This is a genomic window from Staphylococcus petrasii (genome assembly GCF_002902565.1).
Taxonomy (GTDB): domain Bacteria; phylum Bacillota; class Bacilli; order Staphylococcales; family Staphylococcaceae; genus Staphylococcus; species Staphylococcus petrasii.
Map to the genome: position 1 here is coordinate 20,532 of NZ_PPRC01000031.1, position 23,256 is coordinate 43,787.

Annotated in this window: 22 protein-coding genes and 1 pseudogene; 2 read left to right on the forward strand and 21 right to left on the reverse strand. The window is 32.1% G+C overall.

The features are described from left to right. Positions 1-3: 3 nt before the first annotated feature. Positions 4-630 carry a 5-bromo-4-chloroindolyl phosphate hydrolysis family protein gene (locus tag CD127_RS06300; RefSeq protein ID WP_103298391.1) on the forward strand — a complete coding sequence of 209 codons (627 nt, stop codon included), beginning with the start codon at positions 4-6 and terminating at the stop codon, positions 628-630. A 25-nt stretch (positions 631-655) separates the two neighbouring features. Next, entirely contained in the window at positions 656-1,819 is a 1,164-nt protein-coding gene (locus tag CD127_RS06305; protein WP_103366151.1) for a toxic anion resistance protein, read from the forward strand. A 64-nt stretch (positions 1,820-1,883) separates the two neighbouring features. Here CD127_RS06305 and brnQ3 read toward each other — a convergent pair whose 3' ends face one another. The 21 genes and pseudogenes from brnQ3 to CD127_RS06405 all read right to left on the reverse strand — a co-directional run bounded on the left by brnQ3 (position 1,884) and on the right by CD127_RS06405 (position 23,026). Further along, a complete protein-coding gene (gene brnQ3 / locus CD127_RS06310) occupies positions 1,884-3,230 on the reverse strand; it encodes a branched-chain amino acid-like transporter carrier protein BrnQ3 (RefSeq protein WP_103366152.1) in 1,347 nt (448 codons plus the stop codon). 127 nt (positions 3,231-3,357) lie between these two features. After that, the gene (locus CD127_RS06315; protein WP_103366153.1) at positions 3,358-5,247 is read right to left on the reverse strand and encodes a vWA domain-containing protein; all 1,890 of its coding nucleotides are present in this window, start codon (positions 5,245-5,247) and stop codon (positions 3,358-3,360) included. A 12-nt stretch (positions 5,248-5,259) separates the two neighbouring features. Next, positions 5,260-6,051, reverse strand: a complete 792-nt coding sequence (locus tag CD127_RS06320; RefSeq protein WP_103298394.1) for an ATP-binding protein — start codon at positions 6,049-6,051, stop codon at positions 5,260-5,262. 108 nt (positions 6,052-6,159) lie between these two features. Further along, positions 6,160-6,363, reverse strand: a complete 204-nt coding sequence (locus CD127_RS06325; protein ID WP_103366165.1) for a DUF6501 family protein — start codon at positions 6,361-6,363, stop codon at positions 6,160-6,162. A 27-nt stretch (positions 6,364-6,390) separates the two neighbouring features. Beyond that, entirely contained in the window at positions 6,391-7,206 is an 816-nt protein-coding gene (locus CD127_RS06330; protein ID WP_103366154.1) for a VOC family protein, read from the reverse strand. 669 nt (positions 7,207-7,875) lie between these two features. After that, positions 7,876-9,156: a dihydrolipoyllysine-residue succinyltransferase gene (sucB, locus tag CD127_RS06335; RefSeq protein WP_103366155.1), complete on the reverse strand. Its 1,281-nt coding sequence runs from the start codon at positions 9,154-9,156 to the stop codon at positions 7,876-7,878. Positions 9,157-9,167: 11 nt separating this feature from the next. Continuing rightward, entirely contained in the window at positions 9,168-11,975 is a 2,808-nt protein-coding gene (locus CD127_RS06340) for a 2-oxoglutarate dehydrogenase E1 component (RefSeq protein WP_103366156.1), read from the reverse strand. Positions 11,976-12,289: 314 nt separating this feature from the next. Further along, positions 12,290-13,651 carry a HAMP domain-containing sensor histidine kinase gene (locus CD127_RS06345; RefSeq protein WP_103366157.1) on the reverse strand — a complete coding sequence of 454 codons (1,362 nt, stop codon included), beginning with the start codon at positions 13,649-13,651 and terminating at the stop codon, positions 12,290-12,292. Further along, on the reverse strand, positions 13,648-14,307 hold the full coding sequence (locus CD127_RS06350) for a response regulator transcription factor (protein WP_103366158.1): 660 nt from the start codon (positions 14,305-14,307) through the stop codon (positions 13,648-13,650). Before CD127_RS06350 ends, CD127_RS06345 begins: the two co-directional genes overlap by 4 nt. A 218-nt stretch (positions 14,308-14,525) precedes the next feature. Further along, a pseudogene (locus CD127_RS12830) lies at positions 14,526-14,636 on the reverse strand (hypothetical protein); the annotation flags it as partial. Positions 14,637-14,844: 208 nt separating this feature from the next. Further along, positions 14,845-15,468 (reverse strand): phosphatase PAP2 family protein, encoded by a 624-nt coding sequence (locus CD127_RS06355; protein WP_103366159.1) that lies wholly within the window; start codon positions 15,466-15,468, stop codon positions 14,845-14,847. 18 nt (positions 15,469-15,486) lie between these two features. Then, positions 15,487-16,554, reverse strand: coding sequence for an undecaprenyldiphospho-muramoylpentapeptide beta-N-acetylglucosaminyltransferase (locus tag CD127_RS06360; RefSeq protein WP_103366160.1), 1,068 nt, complete (start codon positions 16,552-16,554; stop codon positions 15,487-15,489). 18 nt (positions 16,555-16,572) lie between these two features. Next, complete coding sequence (locus CD127_RS06365; RefSeq protein ID WP_103366166.1) at positions 16,573-17,073, reverse strand: GNAT family N-acetyltransferase; 501 nt, start codon at positions 17,071-17,073, stop codon at positions 16,573-16,575. A gap of 21 nt (positions 17,074-17,094) precedes the next feature. After that, positions 17,095-18,567, reverse strand: a complete 1,473-nt coding sequence (locus CD127_RS06370) for a S41 family peptidase (RefSeq protein ID WP_103366161.1) — start codon at positions 18,565-18,567, stop codon at positions 17,095-17,097. A gap of 261 nt (positions 18,568-18,828) precedes the next feature. Further along, the gene (locus CD127_RS06375) at positions 18,829-19,050 is read right to left on the reverse strand and encodes a YozE family protein (protein ID WP_103298404.1); all 222 of its coding nucleotides are present in this window, start codon (positions 19,048-19,050) and stop codon (positions 18,829-18,831) included. Next, positions 19,050-19,550, reverse strand: coding sequence for a PTS sugar transporter subunit IIA (locus CD127_RS06380; RefSeq protein ID WP_103366162.1), 501 nt, complete (start codon positions 19,548-19,550; stop codon positions 19,050-19,052). Before CD127_RS06380 ends, CD127_RS06375 begins: the two co-directional genes overlap by 1 nt. A gap of 12 nt (positions 19,551-19,562) precedes the next feature. Further along, complete coding sequence (gene msrB / locus CD127_RS06385) at positions 19,563-19,991, reverse strand: peptide-methionine (R)-S-oxide reductase MsrB (protein WP_103298406.1); 429 nt, start codon at positions 19,989-19,991, stop codon at positions 19,563-19,565. Further along, positions 19,984-20,511 (reverse strand): peptide-methionine (S)-S-oxide reductase MsrA, encoded by a 528-nt coding sequence (msrA, locus tag CD127_RS06390; protein WP_103298407.1) that lies wholly within the window; start codon positions 20,509-20,511, stop codon positions 19,984-19,986. The genes msrB and msrA overlap by 8 nt, the downstream gene beginning before the upstream one ends. A gap of 85 nt (positions 20,512-20,596) precedes the next feature. Continuing rightward, on the reverse strand, positions 20,597-21,436 hold the full coding sequence (fakB2, locus tag CD127_RS06395; RefSeq protein ID WP_103366163.1) for a fatty acid kinase binding subunit FakB2: 840 nt from the start codon (positions 21,434-21,436) through the stop codon (positions 20,597-20,599). A gap of 21 nt (positions 21,437-21,457) precedes the next feature. Further along, a complete protein-coding gene (locus tag CD127_RS06400; RefSeq protein WP_103298409.1) occupies positions 21,458-21,943 on the reverse strand; it encodes a dihydrofolate reductase in 486 nt (161 codons plus the stop codon). 126 nt (positions 21,944-22,069) lie between these two features. Beyond that, entirely contained in the window at positions 22,070-23,026 is a 957-nt protein-coding gene (locus tag CD127_RS06405) for a thymidylate synthase (protein ID WP_103366164.1), read from the reverse strand. Between the last annotated feature and the right edge of the window lie 230 nt (positions 23,027-23,256).

Genomic DNA, 23,256 nt, shown 5'->3' on the forward strand with positions numbered 1-23,256 from the left:
CATTTGAGATATAATATTTCTCGATTCATAGGCGTTTTAGTAGGAATTCCAGTAGCTATTATTTCATGGGCGGTAAGTATATTTGGATTTGATCTTTCATTTATACTAGACGCTCTAATAGGTATTGGGATGTTTTTTGTATCTTACTTCCCTACTCAACGCTTAACGTCAAAAAAATATTTAACTGAAATAGGCTTATCACGTAGAGATTATCGCTTTGTTAGAAATCAGTTAAATCAATCGCAAGATAAAATTAGAAATATATTAAGATCTTATGTTAATGTGCGATCTCTTAAAGATTTTCGTCAAATCAATGATATTTATCGTATTTCGAAATCAATTCATGTTGCCGTTAAACAAAGACCGGGTTTGTTTTTCAAAGTTGAAAGTTTCTTCTATTCTCATATTGATAATGCGTTAAATTTAATTGAGTCATATACGCGTTTATCGAAAATGCCTAAGAAATCAGCAGCAGAGAAACAAAAATTGGAACAAACTCGCATTACATTAGACGAAGTAAAACGCACATTGATTGCAGATTTAAAACGTTTAAATGAAGACGATTATGAGCGATTAGATGTTGAAATGGAACTTAATCGTCTTGAACAAAATCGTCATAAAGATAATTAATTTAGAGAATGGAGCGAAGATATAAATGACGAAAGAAGAACAATTTATTAACTCACATCCATTAGATGATTATATAGATCAACAACAATTAAACACAAACACTACTAACAACCCTAACCTTTCTCAAAATACGATTGCTGAAGATTTTGAGCGTCAATTTAATGAGAATGAACTTAAAAAAATTGATTCTATTAGCCAACAAATTAAACCGTTAGATAACGATGGTTTATTAGCATTTGGTTCTCATCTACAACAAAATATGTCTCAATTCTCACATCGTATGTTAGATGAAGTTCAAGCCAAAGAAATTGGGCCTGTGGGCGATGCATTGAATCAATTAATGTCTAAACTCAAAACTGTAAATCCAGATGATTTAAATCCGGAGAAGCAATCTAAACTTAAACGACTGTTTAAAAGAACGAAAGCTTCAGTTAATGAAATTTTCTCAAGAATGCAGTCAGTAAGTTCACAAATTGACCGTATTACAATTCAATTAGATAAACATAAGAATAATTTATCAAAAGACATTCAATTGTTAGACGGCTTATATGAACAAAATAAAACGTATTTCGATGATGTTTCATTATATATTGCTGCAGCTAAACGTAAAAAACAGGAAATTCTTACTAATGATATTCCTAAATTACAACAACATGCTGAACAAACAGGCAATCAAATGGACATTCAAGCCGTGGCAGATATGGAACAATTTGTTGATCGTCTAGATAAACGTATTTATGATCTACAATTATCAAGACAAATTGCTATTCAAACTGCCCCACAAATTCGAATGATTCAAAATGTTAACCAAGCATTGGCTGAGAAAATCCAAAGTTCAATTCTTACAAGTATTCCACTTTGGAAGAATCAAATGGCAATTGCCCTTACGCTAATGAGACAACGTAATGCAGTGAGTGCGCAACGTGCCGTTACAGATACAACGAATGATTTATTAACTCAAAATGCAGCTATGTTAAAACAAAATGCTATAGAAACTGCTACTGAAAATGAACGTGGCATTGTAGATATAGAAACACTTAAAACAACGCAAAGTGATATTATTGAAACAATTGAACAAACACTTCAAATTCAACAAAATGGTCGTCAAAAACGACAAGAAGCTGAACGTGAACTTAGCGGCTTAGAAAATGAACTTAAACAACATTTATTAACAATGAGAAAAGAATAAAAAATTAATTGCTTAATATGAAAAATGAGCGCATCACCTATCATAAGTGATGCGCTCATTTTTATTATCTTTCGTTTTGATATTTAATATAGTCTTGTTTAACAAATATAGACATGATGTAGCTTATAATCGTAGCAACGATTGCAATTGGCAACCATTCTAAGGCTACTTGTTTTAATGGTAAGCTATCTATAAATGCGATTTTTATCCAACCATTTGAAGAAATTGTACTTAGTATAGAAACACAACTTACTACGATGATAGGTATCTGTTGAGCAATTGGTTTTGTTGGAATAAATTGAGCAATTAAAATCAGTAAAATCACTGTAATTGCAATTGGATAAATAATGCTTAGTACAGGTACTGACATAGAAATAACTGAATTTAGTCCAAGGTTTGCTAACACAAAACTGATTAGAGTAAATACAACGGCATATATTTTATATGAAATTTTTGGATACAAACTATGGAAATATTGACTTACTGAGACAATTAAACCACATGCGGTAGTTAGACAAGCTAATGCTACAATAATTCCTAGTAAGTATTTTCCAAAAATACCGAAGCCTTGAGTTGCCATATTCGTTAATAAGTATGCGCCGATATTTTGATTTTTAGCAGCTAAGTTATCAAGCGTTTGATGATTAATTAACATATGATTGCCTATATAGCCTAGCGAAACATAAATAAATATCAATGCTACGGCAGCAATAAGACCGGCCATAACTGTTTGTTTAAAAATACTATTTCTCTGACTTACTCCAGTTGACTTAATAGCATTCACTACAATCATTGAAAATGCGATTGAAGCGATAGCATCCATAGTTAAATAACCTTCTGTAAATCCTTTAGTAAAGCTACCTAACGTAGATGTATATATATTGGCGTCTCCATTTGAATGACTATTGCCTCCAAAATCCACAAAGCCTTTTATAATCATTGCTAGAATGGTAATTAACAACAATGGCGTAAGCAATGAACCAATTCGATCTACTATCTTATTAGGATTAATACATAAATATAAGACAATTAAAAAGTAAATGAGAGTAAATATGAATAAGGCAATATTACTATTCGTGTGTGCAATTGGCGTCACTGTCATTTCAAATGCTGTTGAACCAGTACGTGGTATCGCGAAAAGAGGTCCAATAGTTAAATAAATGATAATTAAAAAGATCATAGAAAATTTAGGCGAAATCTTGCTTAATGAACCTATATAACCTCGATTATCAAAGGCTCCTACAATCACGCCTAGTAAAGGCAGACCTATGCCTGTTAAGCAGAAAGGAATCATAGCCCACCAAAAATATTGGCCACTGTCCTGCCCTAATTTAGGAGGAAAAATGAGATTACCAGCGCCAAAGAACATGGCAAATAGCATAAACCCCATTATCCAGGTATTTCTATTCATAGAATTGCTCCTTTTTATGTATATATGTGCAATAGTTAACATTCTATCATAAAAAGGATTTGCAAGTCTATGTAAATTCAGAAAATTTAAAAACATTGATTATATTTTCTGGTTATTTATTTTATTTTTAAAAAGATTTTAATAATAATTTTTTAAGTAATGGAGATAAGTGCGCTGGAAGGTTCTCTACGCCTTCTACAAATAATGCATATTGTCCATAAATATTATGAATAGTTTGTTCAATGTCTTCTGTAATCGTATCTTGACTTAAAAATACATTGAAGACTTCTATGCCATATTTACGAGTCATTTCAACAGCTTCATACGTATCTAAAATACCATCTTGAGCATAGTTAAATGCTGATGGTTCACCATCTGAAAAGACAATTAAGAATCGTTGGTTATGACTACGTCTTAGTAAGCGTTCGCTAGCGATTCGTATAGCTACCCCATCACGATTATCGTCTTGAGGATGCAATGACATGATACGTGGTCCACTTTTCTCCATAGTTGAATAATCATAGTGAACAATCTCATCAATAATATTAGGTTGTTTTCTATCATCTGAATCAAAAGCATCTTCATTGAAAGCAAGTATTTCATGTTTAACGTTTAGTGATTTGAGTGTTTCATGGAATAACACTACGCCTTTGATCGTTTCATCCATTTTATCAAACATACTTGCAGAAACATCAATTAATAAAGTGAATGTAGCATCAAACGTTTTACTTAAATCTTGTTTTTTATAAAATAACTTATATTGATCATCAATAAACCAATTAATTAAGTCACGTTGTAAACGCCCTTTTGTAAGATTATGTCGTTCATCAACATGCTCACGGTCAATTGTTTTCTTAATAATTTGGATTAAATCTTTTGTTTCAAATTGAACATCATTTTTCACATTTTGATATTCTAAAAGATACTCTGGGTCAATATCAGGCACATTCCATTTAATTTCGACATTTTCATTAATACCTTTAAGCGCAAAGGATGGATTTTGACCAATCGTGCCACCTTCATCTTTATTAAGCGTATTATCAGAACCGCGCCCTTTTTTAGTCATCATATCTGTCATATCATCAGTAGAATCGCCTTCACGCGCCGTATCATTGTCACTTAGAACGTCACTGTTTTCACCTTCATGCAATTCCATTTCCAAGTACGCGCCACCCTCAGATTTGCTATCTTGGGCTTTAGTTTCGGCTTCAGCTGTTTCAGCGTCTGTATCTTCACTCGTATTGTCATGACCATCAACATTACTTGCATCCGTACGTTTAATATCTTCAAACGATAATTCATGTATCGCTTCGTAAACTCTTCTAGGAAGATAATAGTATTCATTCAACATATCCTTATTTAATATATCATCAATTTGAAACATAATACGTTGTGCTAAGTACATATTATCTTCAGATGTTTCATTTTGGAAAAAGTTAGGCAAATACTGGAACATATGATTTAAAATATCATCATATTGTGGATGCATCATTGGAATATCAAAGAAATTTTGACTTAAAAATGCACGTTCTAAATATAAAAATAATAAATCAGTATAAACCGTCTTAGTTTTATAGAAAGTAATTTGCGATTCAGTATAAGATAAACGCGTTTGCAGACGTAAATCGATAAGTTTAGCCGTACTTGGTCGTTCATTACGAATATGGTTAAAGACACGCATATCTTCTAATAAACGAAAGAGTTGTTGATAAAATTTAGGATGTTCAAATTCATCTTCATGAAGTACTTCATTCACAATTTTTTCGTCCATCATTTGATAGCCATAAGCAGCCAACATGACATCCGTTTTTAATCCTGCATTTTCAATTTCAGCAGGACGATGAGACCAAAACCAGCTAGTGATAAGCGTATTATTAATCGGATCATAAAAAGGGAATTTTTGAATTTTAACCTGTGTTTGTTCGTTTTTTAGTAGTAAGCGCGCTAAGTCTTGTAACATCATGACTTGTTTAGCATCGAGTTGCTCATCATTAAATTTTATAAAACGATCACTCATATTAATCCCTCTCTAAAAGTTTAGTTCAATTGCGTTTTTAATCGCTTGTTGTTCACGTTCGTCTTCCAATTTGTCGATAATTGTACGTTGAATCGCACGTTCAATAGGCATCACAGTAATTAAATCGCTTAAGTCGATAAGCGCACGAATACTAGCTGCCTCTTCTGAAATTTGGCCTTGTTTAGACATTGTACGTAAATCTTCGTTGAATTTAATAATTTGTTCAATGACTTTATCATCTTGTAAATTACTTTGTTGTTTAATTACTTCTTTTAAGATGTCGCCATCAATATAATCTACTTGAATAACTACAAAACGGTTTTTAAGCGCTTCATTCATCGGTAATGTACCCACGTAACCTTCGTTAATCGCTGCAATAACATTGAAGCCTGGTGCAGCTTTAATCACTTCTCCAGTGAATGGATTAGTTAATTGACGACGATAATCTAATACACCGTTTAGAATTGGTAATGTTTCAGGTTTAGCCATGTTAATCTCATCAATATATAAGATATGACCTTCACGCATTGCTTTAATAACAGGACCATCGATAAAGACAATTTCTTGACGCCCTTCATCGTTTGTTTTAATCGTTTTGAATCCTAATAAACTTTCAGCATCTAAATCCACTGAACAGTTAACCTGATGCATAGGCGTATTAACCGTTTCACTTAACGTTTCTGCTAATTTCGTTTTCCCAGAACCAGTTGGACCTTTTAATAAGATATTTTTATTTAATTTAAATAATGCTTGAGCATCATTGAATACAGATTCATCAGAATTGATATATTGATTTTGTACCATAATAGTTTAAACTCCTTCTTTCTTTGAAAATGAAAAAATAGACTAAGGAGCCTTTTTATGACTCCCGAGTCTTAGATGGAACAACATGTTTAGAAATAATTTGTTGTCTTAAACTTCTTTAAAATAATCTTTGTAATAACCGCCAACTAAACCAGAATTATCAATAATTTGATAGTATTCTTCAGTTTCGTTAATTACATCATATTGTTTACCGATAGTTAACATATCAGAAACTGTAAATTTCTTAGCATCTGTATTAGTAACTTCAACTGTTTTAATTGGTGTACGCTCTTTCCATGTTTCATGTAACATAGCCATATATATTCCTCCAATAATTAACTATTGTAATTTATTATCTAAAGTATAAATGAATGAGATGCCACTATTTTCAGTAATACGGATAGATTTAGCATCACCTTGGTTTAACATTTGATAAGGGATTCCAATTTCATCAAGTTCTTTTTGAGCCTTTTCAAATTCCTCAGATGAATTAGCACTAAATTCAACTTGTTCAACGATACCTTCTTCAACCATTTCGATTTCTTCTTTAGGTTGATATAAGTGAATTTCACCGCCTAAACCACCATCACCAATTTTGAATACTTGAATAACTTGTTCAGGAAACTCAGTAGACTCATATTCCGCATAATGTACTAAACTAAATACATTTTTTAAGATGGAAGCTGTCACAGGCATTTCATTTACTTGAATAATGATTGGCCCTAAACCTTGTAATTGATGAAGTGGGTTTACTGAGCTTTCAAATGTTGGAGTGCCTAGGCCGATTCCAGTATTATGCTCGTTTGAATAAATATCAAAGATTTGTTGGTTAGCATCTTTAAAATTAAAATGCTTATTACCGTTTAACTCTGTTATAGAACTATAGTCAATATCATTATCTTTTAAGATTTGTTGATATTCTTCTAGACCTGCATCAGATGGAGTTCTTAATCCTACACTAGAAATGTGTTGGTTTTGATAAGTTTCATTTGGAACTTCAACAAAATGTATACGCGTCCCTGGGCTTAAGTTTGCATCACCAAATCGTAAAGCTTGATTTTTAGATGCAACATTAAGACCTAATATATCTTTAAATAATTTCTTTGTTTTAGAAAGATCACTTGTCCCTAGTGTGACACTTCTAAGTCCGCTCATTGACTGACACCCCTATATTTATCTTTTCTCAATTATTATAACGTATTTTTTATCCGATTTATATGATGAACTATTGGATATTACTGTTTACACACATTAATTAAAATACGAACTTTATTTGCTTTTATAATTTGTTATGTTCGATAAATTAAAACCAAACTTAAATCTAAAATAATAATATCACCCCCTCCCCTGCCTTATAAAATATAGGGAGGGGAGTTGTATTAAAAAAATAAATATTTTTGCTATTTATTTAAAGTGTTCGAAGTATAAGTTCGTTTTTTTGGCTATTTCTTAAAATTACTCAGTATTAATTATACTTTAATATTATATTGAAAATTAGATATGTACTACTATCATTTAGTTGCTTTACCTGCAATAATGTAAACTCTAGTAGCTACATCATATGACTCTATCTTAACTTATATATGCTTTAAACTAGAATGGACGTACTTACTTTTTAGTAATACTTTTATAATTACTTTGTCTCAAATTTCATTATATATAAGTGTATCGTTTGTAATTATAACTTACGATACTATAACTAAAAAGCCTATTTAAACTTATCCTAGCGACCTTCTCTAACAATTTCCGCCTTTTCAACCAAAAAAATACAACGACGATAATACGTCGTTGTATCAATATTTACGAGGTTGTATTCCTTTGTGATTAGCTTTCTAATAAAAGATCTTCTGGGCTTTCAATAAGTTCTTTGATTGTTTTTAAGAATCCTACTGCTTCTTTACCATCGATAATTCTATGGTCATAACTTAATGCAATGTACATCATTGGTCTGTTTTCAATAGTGTCTTTATCAATAGCTACAGGACGCGTAATGATTGAGTGCATACCTAAGATTGCTGCTTGGTTACCATTGATAATTGGCGTACTCATCATTGAACCGAAGACACCACCATTTGTAATTGTGAATGAACCATTAACCATGTCATCTAGTCCTAGTTTTTTCTCACGAGCTTTAACTGCTAAGTCAGCGATAGCTCTTTCAAGTTCAGCGAAGTTTTTCTTATCGCAATCTCTTACGAATGGTACTAATAAACCATCGTCAGTAGAAACAGCTACACCGATATCATAATATTGTTTAGTAATCATATCGTCGCCATCAATTTCAGCATTTACTTCTGGGTATTTCTTCAATGCTGCTACAGCTGCTTTAGTGAAGAATGACATAAAGCCTAATTTTGTACCATCGTGATCTTTAATAAATTGTTCTTTTTTACGTTTACGAAGTTCCATAACATTTGTCATGTCTACTTCGTTGAATGTAGTTAACATTGCTGTGTTATTAGATACTTCTAATAATTTTTTAGCAGCTGTTTTCTTTCTGCGTGACATTTTTTCACGAATAACTGGTTTATTTGGTGTGCTAGATGATTTTTTAGTTTCTTGTGGTTTACTATCTTGTGAAGATTTAGTAGCTTGAGATTGACTTGATTTTTGACTATTGTCTACATCTTCTTTACGTACTACATCGTTACCTTTACCAGAAACTGAACTTAAATCTACACCGTTTTCACGAGCATGACGACGTGCAGATGGTGTTGCATTAACACGTTGGTTATTAGATGAAGACTGTTCTGATTCATTTAAGCTAGTTGAAGGTGCTTCTGTTTCTTTATCTTCATTTTTTTCAGCTTTTTCCTCTTTTTTATCTTCAGATGGTTGTTCATTATTGCTGCTAGAAGCGTTATTTCCGCTACCTTCTCCAACTGTTGCAATAACTTGGCCTACTTCTACTGTATCGCCTTCAGAAGCAAGTTGTTCTTGTAAAACACCTTCTTCTTCAGATACAACTTCAACATTAACTTTATCAGTTTCTAATTCAAGAATGGCTTCTCCTTTTTCAACGCTATCGCCTACGTTTTTTAACCATTCTGCAATAGTACCCTCTGTAATAGATTCTGCTAATTCTGGAACTTTTACCTCTGCCATATTATTTCCCCCTAGTTATTTTGAGTGCTACTTTCAATAATTTTATTTTGAACAAGTTTATGAATTTCTCCATCACCTTCAGCTGGTGCTGCACGTTGAATTCTGCCATGATAGCTTAAGTTATATTCATTTCCTACAAGAGATTTTAAGTATGGATATACAAATAACCATGCACCTTGGTTTTTAGGTTCTTCTTGAACCCAAGAAACAGTTTCAAGGTTTGGTAATTCATTTAACACTTCTCTAATTTCCTCTTCAGGGAATGGATATAATCTTTCCACAGCCACAAGTAAAATAGATTCGTTAGGATTTTTAGCTAAATGTTCTTTTAAGTCAATAAACATTTTTCCTGAAGCTAAAATAACTTTAGTCACTTTATCTTTATCAGCCTCATCCACAAGGATTGGTTTAAATCCGCCAGATGTGAATTTATCAATTGGTTGAGCTACAGTTTTGTTTCTCAACAAGCTTTTTGGTGACATAATAATTAAAGGTCTCATAGCTTCTGTGCCTAAACTTTTAGCTTGTGCTCTTAATAAATGGAAGTAGTTACTTGAACTTGATAAGTTAACCACTGTGCTATTATTTTCAGCCGCTAATTGTAAGAATCTTTCTAGTCGAGCTGAAGAGTGCTCTGCACCTTGGCCTTCAAACGCATGAGGTAAGAATAGTGTTAAACCAGTTCTTTCGCCCCATTTAGCACGTCCAGAAGACATGAAGTTATCAAATATCATTTGAGCCATATTAGAGAAGTCACCATATTGAGCTTCCCAGATATTCATGCTTTCTTTGTTCTCAACATTGTATCCATATTCAAAGCCAACAACAGCTGCTTCAGATAACGGACTATTATGAACTTCAAATGTAGCTTTTTGATCAGGTACATGATGTAAAGGTGTGTAAACATCTCCATTTTCCTCATCATGTAACACAGCATGTCTATGACTAAATGTACCTCTTTCACTGTCTTGACCAGTTAAACGGACTGAGATGCCGTCTTGAACGATTGTTGCAAATGCAAGTTGTTCTGCTTGTGCCCAATCAACTAAGCCGTCCTCTTTTTCGAATGGTTCTCTACGTTTTTCAAGCACTTTATTTAGCTTTTTCAAAACGTGGAAACCATCAGGATACGTTAACATTGCATCATTAATTTCTTTCAAATGATCAAATGTGAAATCTTTATCATCACTTTGTAAAGGTTGTTGTAATGATTCAGGTTTTTCCATATCAGGATTGTCCATTTTATCGGCTTTATCAATTTTGTCTTGAGCTGAACGCATAGATTTTTGAACATTATCCATAATTTCATTCATTTGATCTTTATTAATAACGCCTTCATCCACTAATTTGTTACCATAAATAATTTCAACAGAATCATGTTTACGAATATTTTGATATGGAACAGGGTTAGTAATTGATGGTTCATCCATTTCGTTATGCCCGTAACGACGATAACCAACTAAGTCAATTACGAAGTCTTTGTGGAATTCTTTTCTGAAATCCATTGCGATATCAATTGCTTCAATTGTTGCTTCTACATTATCAGCATTAACATGTAAGATAGGCACATCGTAACCTTTAGCAATATCAGAAGAATAAGTTGTAGAACGGCCGTCTACTGGTTCAGTAGTAAAACCAATACGGTTATTCGTAATGATATGTAAAGCGCCTCCTGTAGAATAACCATCTAAATTGCTTAAATTCATTGTTTCGAAATTGATACCTTGACCTGGATAAGCTGCATCCCCGTGAACTATGATAGGCATAGCTTTATGGAAATCAGTCGTAGGACCACCATTATGGTGTGTATCATCTTGAGCCGCACGTGTTTTACCAATAACCACTGGTGCTACAATTTCTAAATGGCTTGGGTTATTTGCAAGTGAGATGCGTTGTTCAATACCATAAGAAGAAGTTGTTTTAACGCCACCTAAGTGATATTTAACGTCTCCAGTCCAGCCAGAAGTCAATTCTAAGCTTCCATCTTCTGGTAAAAATTTCATTGGATCAGTATGCATGAATTCTGAAATCATCATTTCGTATGGTTTCTCTAATACATGCGTTAAAACATTTAAACGTCCACGATGCGCCATACCGATTTGAATATTCTGAATTTCGACTTCTGCAGCACGTTTTAATGTATGTTGTAACATAGGCACCAATGTGTCTACACCTTCGATTGAGAAGCGTTTTGCGCCAACGAAGTTTTTATGTAGATACTTTTCAAAGCCTTCAACATGTGCTAACGTTTCAAATAATTTTATCTTTTCATCATTGTTAATATTTGCTTTATAAGGTGTTTCAATTCGACGTTTCAACCATGTACGTTCTTTATTGTTGTTAATATGGTTATATTCGAATGCAATAGGTCCCTTATAGCGCTTTTCCATACGCTCAATTGCTTCATATGCATTGTCATAAATATCACTAAAGTGTTCAGAAACAATGCCGGCAGAAATTTGTTCTAATGTTTCTTTATCTAAATTAAAATCTTCAATGCTTAATTTAGGAACATTAGTTCTTTTTGGAGCATTTACAGGGTAAATATCGGCCTTAAGGTGACCATATTGTCTAATGTTATCGATTAAACGCATGATACGTTTGATAGTGCTATCATCCGCTGAAGAACCACTCCCTTTTGTGGTAGGTTTAGCCTCGATATTAGCTTCACCATTTTTTATTGTACTAAAAAGAACTTGTAAATCACCTGGTACAGAAGAAGGGTCTTGTAGATAATCATCATATAAATCTAGCATAAGACCTAAATTTGCACCAAAGTTTACAGGAGCTTCCGTAACATCCTTGTTATCCTTTGCCATAGTATACCCTCCACAAAATAGTTAAACCGCTTACAGAATAATCATAGCATTATTTAATGCTTTGATAAAGCCTATTGACTGAATATTATGTAAAAGGATGAAGAATAAAAATTAATTTTGTTGAAAACGTTTTAATGCATAGTAATTTATGTTGATAACAGCCTTTTTTTCAATATTTCTTCTAATTAAGCTTAAATTTCAAAAGTGTTATATTTCAAAAAATCAAATGTTATAGTGTCTTTTGAAAAGAAGTTAAAAAAATGACTAGGATTAAAACAAAACATTGTTCAATCCTAGTCACGCTATATTATTTATTATTTAAAGATAATTTTAAAAGTAGTATATTGGTTTACTTCGCTATCAACCATTATATAACCACCGTATTGTTGCACAATTTTTTCTGCTATAGAAAGACCTAAACCGTTGCCTCCCTGACTTCTAGCTCTCGATTTATCCACTCGATAAAAGCGATCAAAGATAAATTCTTGATCCTCTTTAGGAATACCCATACCATGATCAGTTATTTCGATACTTGTTTGTTTATTTCGAAGTTGTGTCTTAATAATAATGTGCTTCTTCTCTTTATCATATTTCATAGCATTATCGATAAAAATTAGAAGCAATTGTTCAAACTGATGGCGATTGATATGTAAGTTTAACGGCTTATTTGCTAAATGAACATCAAACTGGTAGTCAGGGTGTAATTGTTGTAATGATTTAACTCGCGAACGGATTTCATCATTAATGTTTACATCTTCACTTTCTAACGCTTGTATATTAACTTTATCTTTTGTTAAAAGTAATAACTCTTCAACAAGCTTGGTGATACGATTCATTTCTTCCAAGGAAATGTTTAATGATTCTTCTAATACTGCGGGGTCTTTTTTTCCCCAACGCTTAATTAAATTTAAATGACCCTGAATAATTTGAAGCGGTGTGCGCAATTCGTGAGAAGCATCCTCTACAAATTGCCGTTGTTGATTAAATGACTCTTCAATTTGAAACATCATATCGTTAAACGTTTCAATTAAATTATCGGTTTCTTCATATTTTGTATTAAGTTCTAACTTATTTTGAAACCCATCACGTCGTATTTGATTCATTTTATTAGACATTCTTATTAACGGTTTAGTAATTTGTCTTGAAATGATATAACTAATGAAGCCAGTTATGACCGTTGCAACTACCCCAAACATAATAGCTACTATATACAGAGAACGTACGATGTTGTTATATCCTTCTAATGAATGAACTAGAACGCTAAATCCCTGGAAATTACGACTTTGAATAGGTTCAGTTATAATGAGAAATTGTCTACCTTTATACTTTGCAACTTTCACACGTTCAATATTTGTTAAATCAAATGGTGGTTTAAAATGCATGCTACTCTCATTTGAAGTATGCATGAGTTCTTTGCCTTCTTGATTGTATATCATGACTTCTTCAAAATTTTCTAAAGAAGCACTTAAATCTAGTGTTGAAATACGATCCACAGAGCGTGTTTGAATTAAATTAACAATTTCACTAGAGCTATGCTCAGCTTCATCAATTTCTCCCTCACGTAACGTGTCTTTAAGAAAGAAGATAGTAATCAAACAAAATAAAAGGATTGTCGTAAACATAATAAGTGTCGTGATTGTCATCCATTTATATTGTAAAGTGCGTTTTTTAATCATCTAATCACGTATCCTACACCACGAACGGTTTCAATGGTCTTTTCTTTGCCAAATGGTTTTAATTTATTTCTTAAATAGCGAATATAAACATCTACGACATTCGTTTCTACTTCACTATCATAACCCCATACATGATTTAATATTTGTTCTCTTTGTAGTACATGATTACGGTTTGTCGCTAACACGTATAATAAATCATATTCTGTTTTTGTTAAATCAAGTTGTTCACCGTTAACGGTTACTTTGAAAGCATCGATATCAATTTTAATACCATTTATATCAATAATATCTTTTTGTGGTTGGCGACGTAATACAGCACGAATTCTAGCGAATAATTCCTCTATTTCAAATGGTTTTACAATATAATCGTCAGCACCATAGTCTAAACCTGTAACCTTATCATATGTATCACTCTTAGCTGTGATAATAATGATTGGTGTTGTCTGTTCTTGATGCACACGACGACATATTTCAAGTCCATTAATATTCGGAAGCATTAAATCTAAAATAATTAAATCATAACTATTGCTTAGTGCTTTATCTAGACCTGCTTGCCCTTCATATTCGATATCAACATTATAATTATCATGTGTTAATTCTAATTCAAGGAAACGAGCTAAATTTTGTTCGTCCTCTACTATTAATATATCAGTCAATGGTTGCACCTCTTTTTTTGAAAAAATAAGTTAACAAACATGTTAATTAATTTAAAATTAATTTTACTAATTATGGCCAATTAGCCTTTTATAATATAAACAATATTTTATCACAGTATTTCTCTAAATAAGTATACAAGTATGTTACAGCATAATAAGATGTGATAACTTTTTGACGTAAAAATAAACGATAGAAAATAAATTTAAAATTTTCACATTTCTAATTGACAATGATTATCAGTCATGTATGATAATAGTTGAAAATGATTATCAATACCGACTAAGACAATTCCCCCCCACATATATTTCGTTCTTACAGGATTGATCATTTTCGAGTTATTCCCCTTTTATATGCCCGTAAAAGACTAACGTTGAAGTTTTAAAAATTAGCTTTAAACGTTTTAATTAAAGCAGTGAATCTAATGCCGAGGTTCACTGCTTTCTTATTTTTATTTCTCACTTACCTCATTTTCCTAAAAAATAAAAGAGAAACAGGCTTCAAAAAATGAATACACTGCTTCTCTTAAGACAAAGATATTAATTTGTAGATGGATATAGTTGTTTCTTCAATATTAGAGTTGATAAAACAATACAGAAGGCGCCGCCAATAATTCCGGCAATAACATCTGTTGGATAATGAACGCCTAAATACACTCTTGAAATTGAAATTAATAGAATGAATAAAGCACATAGTCCGATGATAATGCCTTTGTTAGATCCAGACATACTTCGATTAGCAATAAACATTGCACTTCCGAAAAATGATGTTGAGCCCATGGCATGTCCACTAGGGAAGCTGAAACCACTAATATCAATTAAACGTAGTAACGTTGGGCGTTCACGGTCAAAGATATTTTTTAACACAGGATTTAGAATTCCTGAAAGTGCCATAACGATTGCGAAAAATAATGCTTCAATTTTACAGCGTTTAAGCATTAAATATGCTACAAACATTAATGATAAACAAACCATGGCCCAAACTTCGCCTATTTTAGTTGCGCCTAAAAGAATTGAAGTTGTTATAAAGCTTTCTGATGAATAAATAAATTCATATACTTCTGTATCAATCCACTTACCTAATCTTGATTCATGGAAAAAAGCGATAATTCCAAAGATTAGAGTGAAAACTATGAGTAATGTAATGCGCTTTGCACGATTCATCAAGTACGCCTCCTGTATTTATAAAGCGTCGTTCAAGATTTTATTAAATAAATCTTCTTTAGTATAGCTTTCTTTATATGTTTCCATTTGTTTGATGATACTATCACGTTGATTTTCAATATCTTTTAATTGTTCTAAAAGTTTAACTTGAGTAAGTTGATCTTCAGGAATCGTTCTGCCATAACCTTTAGATTCAAAGTTTTTAGCATTATCTATTTGGTCTCCACGAGATTGATCTAATCCTAAAGGAATTAAAAGCATTGGAATACGTAACGTTAGAAATTCATAAATAGCATTTGAACCAGCTCGGCTTACTACAGTATCTGTAATGGCTAGTAAGTCCGTAAGTTCTTCTTTCACGAATTCATATTGTACATATCCACTTTTATTGATAGAGTGATCAATTAACCCATGACCTGTAAGATGAATGATTTGGTAATCTTGAAGCAATGCTTCTAAATTTTCACGAATCGCTTCGTTTAACTTTTTACTACCTAAACTTCCACCCATAACAAGTAAGACTTTTTTAGAATTATCAAAGCCTGTAAGTTGATAACCGCGTTGTTTGTTACCTTCTTTTAAGTCTGCACGGATCGTTGCACCTACAAAATCTACTTTATCTTTAGGAAGATAGTTTAATGTATCTTCAAATGTTGTGTAGATTTTTTTAGCGAATTTTAAAGAAATTTTATTTGCTAAGCCAGGTGTTAAGTCTGATTCATGAATAATAGTTGGAATTTTTAATGAACGTGCGGCTATTACCACCGGCACTGAAACAAATCCACCTTTTGAAAATAGTAAATCTGGCTTTTCTTTTTTTAATACTTTACGGGCATCAAGAACACCCTTTAACACTTTGAATACATCTTTAGCATTTTCAAAAGATAAATATCTGCGTAATTTACCACTAGATATTGGATAATATTTAATTTCAGATAACTGAGATTCAATCATTTCTCGTTCAATACCGTTTTTAGAACCAATGTAAAATGCCGTGTGACCTTTTTCAATAGCAGTCGGAATGAGACTTAGATTTACGGACACATGTCCGACTGTGCCGCCACCAGTAAATGCTATTTTAGTCATAGTTATTAACCTCTATTCTTATATGTTTTTATAGTATGCATAGAATGGTGCGCCTCTATCATATGGATGATAGTCTATTTCTACCTCGCCAACTTTTTCGAAGCCAAATTTATCAAATAAGCCTTGCGCAGGTTTATTAAGCGCAAATGTATCAGTTAATAAAACATGAACGTCGTGGTCTTCAGCAAGTTGAACGGCGAAGTCAAATAATTGCGTAGCTGCACCTTTATAATCTTTTGACCCAGCTAATCTGTGGATGACATAAGCACCCTCTCTATCAACTGGCCATTCTAAATCATCATACCATTCTGATTGTTGTTGGTCGACCACTATAAAACCATAAATTGTATTCTCTTCTTCTAATACATATAGCGTTTCTGTATCAATATCTTCTTCAAAATGTTCGGCAACAGGATATTTATCATCCCATTGATTATTATCTTGTTCTTGCATAGATTGTTTTGCTTCTTCAACTAACGCTTCAATTTGGTTTATATCTTCTTTTTTACCTAATCTAATTGTCACTTTCAAAACACCTCTTTATTTTAGTTTGTCTAATAACTTATCTAATACAGTATCTTCTTTATTAGATTTTTCCACTAATAACTGCGTGAATTTATCGTTTGTTTTAGCATCAAATTTACCAGTAGTAGGTAAATGGTTATCAGATTGAAATGCTTTCAGTTCAGTAGATAAATTTGAATCAAATTGATTTGATTCATCATTTACTTTATAGCCTAAAGCATTTAAACCAATCTTAATTGATTTAACATTTTTATTATTATCTCCTACTGAATATGTTTTATCAGTTGGAATCACACTAATAGATTGATACTTAGGAGATGCTATTTTAACATCTGGTTCGATACCTTTGCCATGAATATAGTGGCCATCTGGTGTTAACCATTTCATTTGAGTATATTTTAATAATGAACCATCACTAAATTCACGAGTTGTTTGTACTATACCTTTACCAAACGTTTTTGAACCATAAACTTTTGCTTTATGATGATCTTTCAAAGCTCCTGTAAATACTTCTGAAGCACTTGCTGAGCCTTCGTTTACTAGAATACTCACTTTCATATCTTTTGCTTCTTTTAAAGCGTCATTTGACGTCGTGATTGATTCTTTATCGCTACCTTTCTCAAGTTGAACAACAGTTTGTCCTTTATCGATAAAGATATTCGCCATTTTAACGGCTTCATCTAATAAGCCACCAGGATTATTACGTAAGTCAAGTACAATACTGCGAACACCTTCTTTATGTGCTTTAATTACTGCAGCTTTTAGTTCGCCAGCTGTATTTTCTTGGAATTTATTAATGGTCATAATACCGATACCATCTTTTTTCTTATATTCCACACTTTTAACATGGATTTTTTCACGTTTAATATTAATATCTTTTTCTTGAGACCCACGTTTAATAGTAAGTTTTACTGACGTACCTTCTTTTCCGCGTACCATTTTTACGACTTCATCTAAAGGTTTACCTTCAACAGAATGTCCATTTATTTTAGTTACAACATCTTTTGGTTGTATTCCGGCTTTTTCAGCGGGAGAGTCTTTAATAGGACTTGTTATCATAATTTCTTTATCTTTCTTCTGCATTTCAGCACCGATACCTACGAAGTCACCTGACACATCTTCATTAAAACTTTTAGTTTCTTCTTTAGTCATGTATTCAGAATATGGATCTTTCAATTCTTTAACCATGCCGTCGATAGCAGCTTCTGTTAATTTATTAGATTGTTGTTTTTTATAGTAGTCATTATTTAAAGTTTTATAAGCAAATTCAATCTTTTTCATTTCTTTACGTTCATCTTTAGTCAAACCACTCAATTTGTGATTAATCCCAATAGTCGCAGCTACAGTTAGTGCTGCAGTAAGAATAATAGCAAGCAGTAAGATAAGAATAAATTGCCAAATCTTTAAGTGTACTTTTTTAGGAGATGACACTTCATTTTTATGATCAGAAGACAATTGCTCATCATGCTTATCTGTATTATTATTCATTCAAACACTTCCTCTATTACTTCTTATGTATTTACTCTTTATTTTGAAAAGATATTACTAGTATGTCTTTATTTATAATTAAACGCAAATTAGAAGGCTGTTTAAAGTCCTTAAAAGTTGAAAATAATAAAGCGGGAGAGAAATCAATCTTTAGTTAAAAAGTGTTTCTCGTCCCGCCCTAGCAAGAATATTTTATTAAAACAGTTTGATTGATGAATTTTATATTTATAAGCTATTGCGTGAAGCACTTGCTCGTATTTTTTAAAATTTCAACCATTCTGTATACTCTTCATATAAATCATCAAATACTGACATTGGCACTGTAATATCACTCTGCATCTCAATATAGTCAGATAGTGTATTAAAGTCACTTTCATGTTTAGGAAAAGCTAAATCATTAAAAATTTCTTCAGCTAATTCGCCTTTACTATCTTTTCGTCCTCTGACAGTAAGTGCAAATTGGTAAAAAGAATGATTTTTCATTAGCTCATAGTCACATCAATGACTTTAGTTTCGCCTTTAACTACTGCTTGAACGTCATCGATATGAAGTGATTCAGTTTGGTCTGAATTAGTAATAATAATTGGTGAGATAACATCTTTAGCATTTTTTCTGATATATTCTAAATCAAATTTTAATAATGGATCGCCAACTTTAACTGTATCGCCACTATTTACTAAAATTTCGAAACCTTGGCCATCAAGTTGAACAGTATCTAAACCGATGTGTACTAAAAGTTCAAGGCCATTGTCAGCTTTCAAACCAATCGCATGTTTTGTAGGAAAGACATTATCTACTTTCCCTTCGATTGGTGATACTACTTCTCCTTCAGAAGGATTAATACCAAAACCTTCGCCCATCATTTTTTGTGCAAATACTGGATCTGGAATGTCTTCAATTTTTACATATTCACCAGTAAGCGGTGCATAAATTTGAATTTCTTTATTAACTTCTTTACCTTTACCAAATAATTTTTTAAACATGTTTATTCACTCCTATTTTTCAAAATGTGGAATTAAATCGCCATATCCAAGCTCTTCTAATTTCTCATATGGTATGAACTGAATAGCAGCCGAATTAATACAATAACGTAAGCCACCACTTTCTCTAGGACCGTCGTTAAAAACATGTCCTAAATGACTATTTGCTTCTTCGGATCTTACTTCAGTTCTAACCATACCGAATGTTTTATCAACGAGTTCAATAATTTCATCATCATCGATTGCTTTTGAAAAGCTAGGCCATCCACAATTTGATTCGAATTTTTCTTCAGATGTAAATAAGGGTTTACCTGAAATTTTATCAACATAAATACCTTTATCAAAATGATTCCAATATTCATTTTGGAATGGAGGCTCAGTACCATTTTCTTGTGTTACTAAGTACTCCATCTCATTTAATTCATTTTTATTTTTTTTAATCATTTTTTGACCCCCAATGTGATTCAATAAAAGCTTTTCTACCTGATCCACGTTGGTATTGTTCGTAGTGCATAGGATTTTTCTTATAATAATCTTGGTGATAATCCTCTGCAGGATAAAAATTCTTATAAGGAAGCACAGGCGTAATGACAGGTTTTTTAAATATACCTTGTTCATTTAACTGTTGAATTTTTAATTCAGCAGCTTGCTTTTGTTGTTCATCATGATAAAAAATAGCTGGTTCATAACTTTCGCCTCTATCAAAGAATTGACCGCTATTATCAGTTGGATCAAATGTTTTAAAGTAAACATCTAAAATATTTTCAAAAGACGTAATTTCAGGATTGTAAGTGATTTGTACAGCTTCTCTATGGCCTGTTTTATTCGTACAAACTTGTTCATATGTGGGATTCTCTACGTCACCGCCACTATAACCTGAAACTACACTTTCAATACCTGGATACGAAGTGAATGGTTTAACCATGCACCAAAAGCATCCTCCAGCAAATGTTGCGTATGCCATTTGATTACCTCCTTTGTTATTATTTAAATTTACGACAATATGAATTGATTTTAAAGTGATTTACTTACACAACACTTAAAATATATTAATGACGAACAACGACTAGCCCTATTGCCCCTTGTCCAGTATGAGTTGAAATAACTGGTGTTGTGACATTGACATCATATTCTTGTGGGCCAAAGGCGTCATCAAATTGTGATTTTAACTTTTCAACAAAATCAATCACATTAGCGTGTGCAACACCGATTGATTTAATTTTATGCTTGTCAATAAATTCTGAAATTTCTTTTTTTAAATACTGGATACTTGAATTCTGAGTACGCGCATTATGCACCATTTCTAAATAGCCATCTTCAAGCGTACCAATAGGTTTGATTTTCATAATGTTTCCAATAAAACCTTTTGTCTTACTAATACGTCCACCTTTTATTAATTGATTAAGTTGACCAATCACTACAAATAATTTTGTATTTTTTTGTACTTCTTTAAGATTTTCAACTATTTCGTTAGAAGAGAGATTAGTATTAATTAATTCAACTAATTTTTGAATTTGATAACCTAGACCGAATGAAATTGATTTTGAATCAATAACGGTTATATTGGCATCTACCATTTCACTTGCTTGTAGTGCAGTATTGTAAGTTCCACTTAGTCCGGATGACATGTGTATACTAAAAATTTCTACATCATCTTTCGCTAGTGTTTCATATAGTTCGATAAACTTGCCAATTGGTGGTTGACTCGTCTTAACATCGGCGTCGTCTTCGATATGTTGTATATATTCTTCAGATGTAATATCTAATTGATCGACATAAGATTTACCATCAATTGTTACACTCAAAGGAATGACGTGGATGTTATGCTGCTTTAAATAGTCTTGTGATAAATCTGACGTAGAATCCGTCACTATAATTTGTTTTGTCATAAATACCTCCATTAAATCACTTTACTTGTTATGTTTACGAACTAAATGTAGAAACGTATGTGGAATTGTATTTTTTTCATCTAATTCCCCTTCAACTGAAGATTCAACTTCCCAATCTTCGAATGTATACTCAGGGAAAAATGTATCTCCTTGGTGTTTCCCTTCTACCACAGTAATATACATATCATCTACTTTATCTATCATTTCTTCAAATAATGATTGGCCTCCGAAGATGAATACGTGACCTTCTAAATCATATATTTCATCTAAAGAGTGTATAACATCTACACCATCTACATGAAATGAAGTGTCATGCGTTAATACAACATTTCGTCTGTTTGGTAATGGTTTACCAATTGAATCGTATGTTCTTCTTCCCATAACTAAAGTGTTACCTGTTGAAAGCTTTTTAACATGTTTTAAATCGTTTGGTAAGTGCCAAGGTAAATCATTGTTATACCCAATGACACGTTGTTGATCGTGTGCTACTAAAATTGATAAAGTCATAATTTTCCCTCCGTTATTTATTTAAGGATAAATTTTTGATTTTTGTTAAGTTATGCATTTAATTATTTATTAAAACGTAATCGTACGGTTACTTCATTTTCAAATAAATAAAAAATTGAGATAGCTTTAAACTGCAATTGGTGCTTTGATTGCAGGATGTGACTGATAATCTATTAATTCAAGATCTTCATAATTGATATCGAAAATCGAAGCATCAGAATTTATTTGTAACGTTGGAGGCGTATAGCTCTCTCTAGATAGTTGTGTTTGAATAGCATCAATATGATTTGAATAAATATGCGCATCTCCAAATGTGTGGACAAATTCGCCTACTTCAAGGCCACATTCTTTAGCTATAAGGTGTGTTAATAAAGCGTAGCTAGCAATGTTAAAAGGCACACCTAAGAATATATCTGCGCTACGTTGATATAATTGACAACTTAATTTACCGTCTTGCACATAAAATTGGAACATTGTATGACAAGGTGGTAAAGCCATTGAATCAATTTCAGCAGGATTCCAAGCAGATACAATATGACGTCGTGAATTAGGATTCTCTTTAATTTGTTGGATCACTGTTTTCAATTGATCAAAGTGGTTCCCTTCTTTATCTACCCAATCACGCCATTGTTTACCATATACATTTCCTAAATCGCCATATTTTTCAGCAAAACTATCATCGTTTAAGATGCGTTGCTTAAATTTAGACATTTCTTCTTTATATTGCTCATTAAATTCAGAATCTTCTAAGGCTCTATGACCAAAATTTGTCATATCTGGACCATGATAATCTTCAGATTGAATGTATTTCTCAAAAGCCCATTCATTCCAAATGTTATTATTATATTTTAATAAATATTGAATGTTGGTATCGCCTTTAATAAACCACAATAATTCAGTAGCCACTAATTTAAAAGATACTTTTTTTGTAGTTAAAAGCGGAAATCCTTTCGATAAATCAAATCGTAGTTGATGACCAAATTTTGAAATAGTACCAGTATGTGTTCGATCATCACGTTCATTACCTATTTTTAAGATTTCTTCGCATAAGCTGTGATACGCTGAATCAAAGGGGTTTAACATAGTGTCATCTCCTAAATTTTTGTATTAACTATTATTATACTAGAAAATGAGAGGTTATTAAATTAACTCTAATAGAGTTCCTCAGTTTTTCGAAATTTTGAACATTTTTGTAGTCTAAATTTTGAAAATGGAAGCGTGAATATAAAAATAAAAACCTATAATAAACTCTTTGAAAAATCAATTAGTTATTATAGGTTTTAGAAATTTATATATATAGATTGATTTTATTT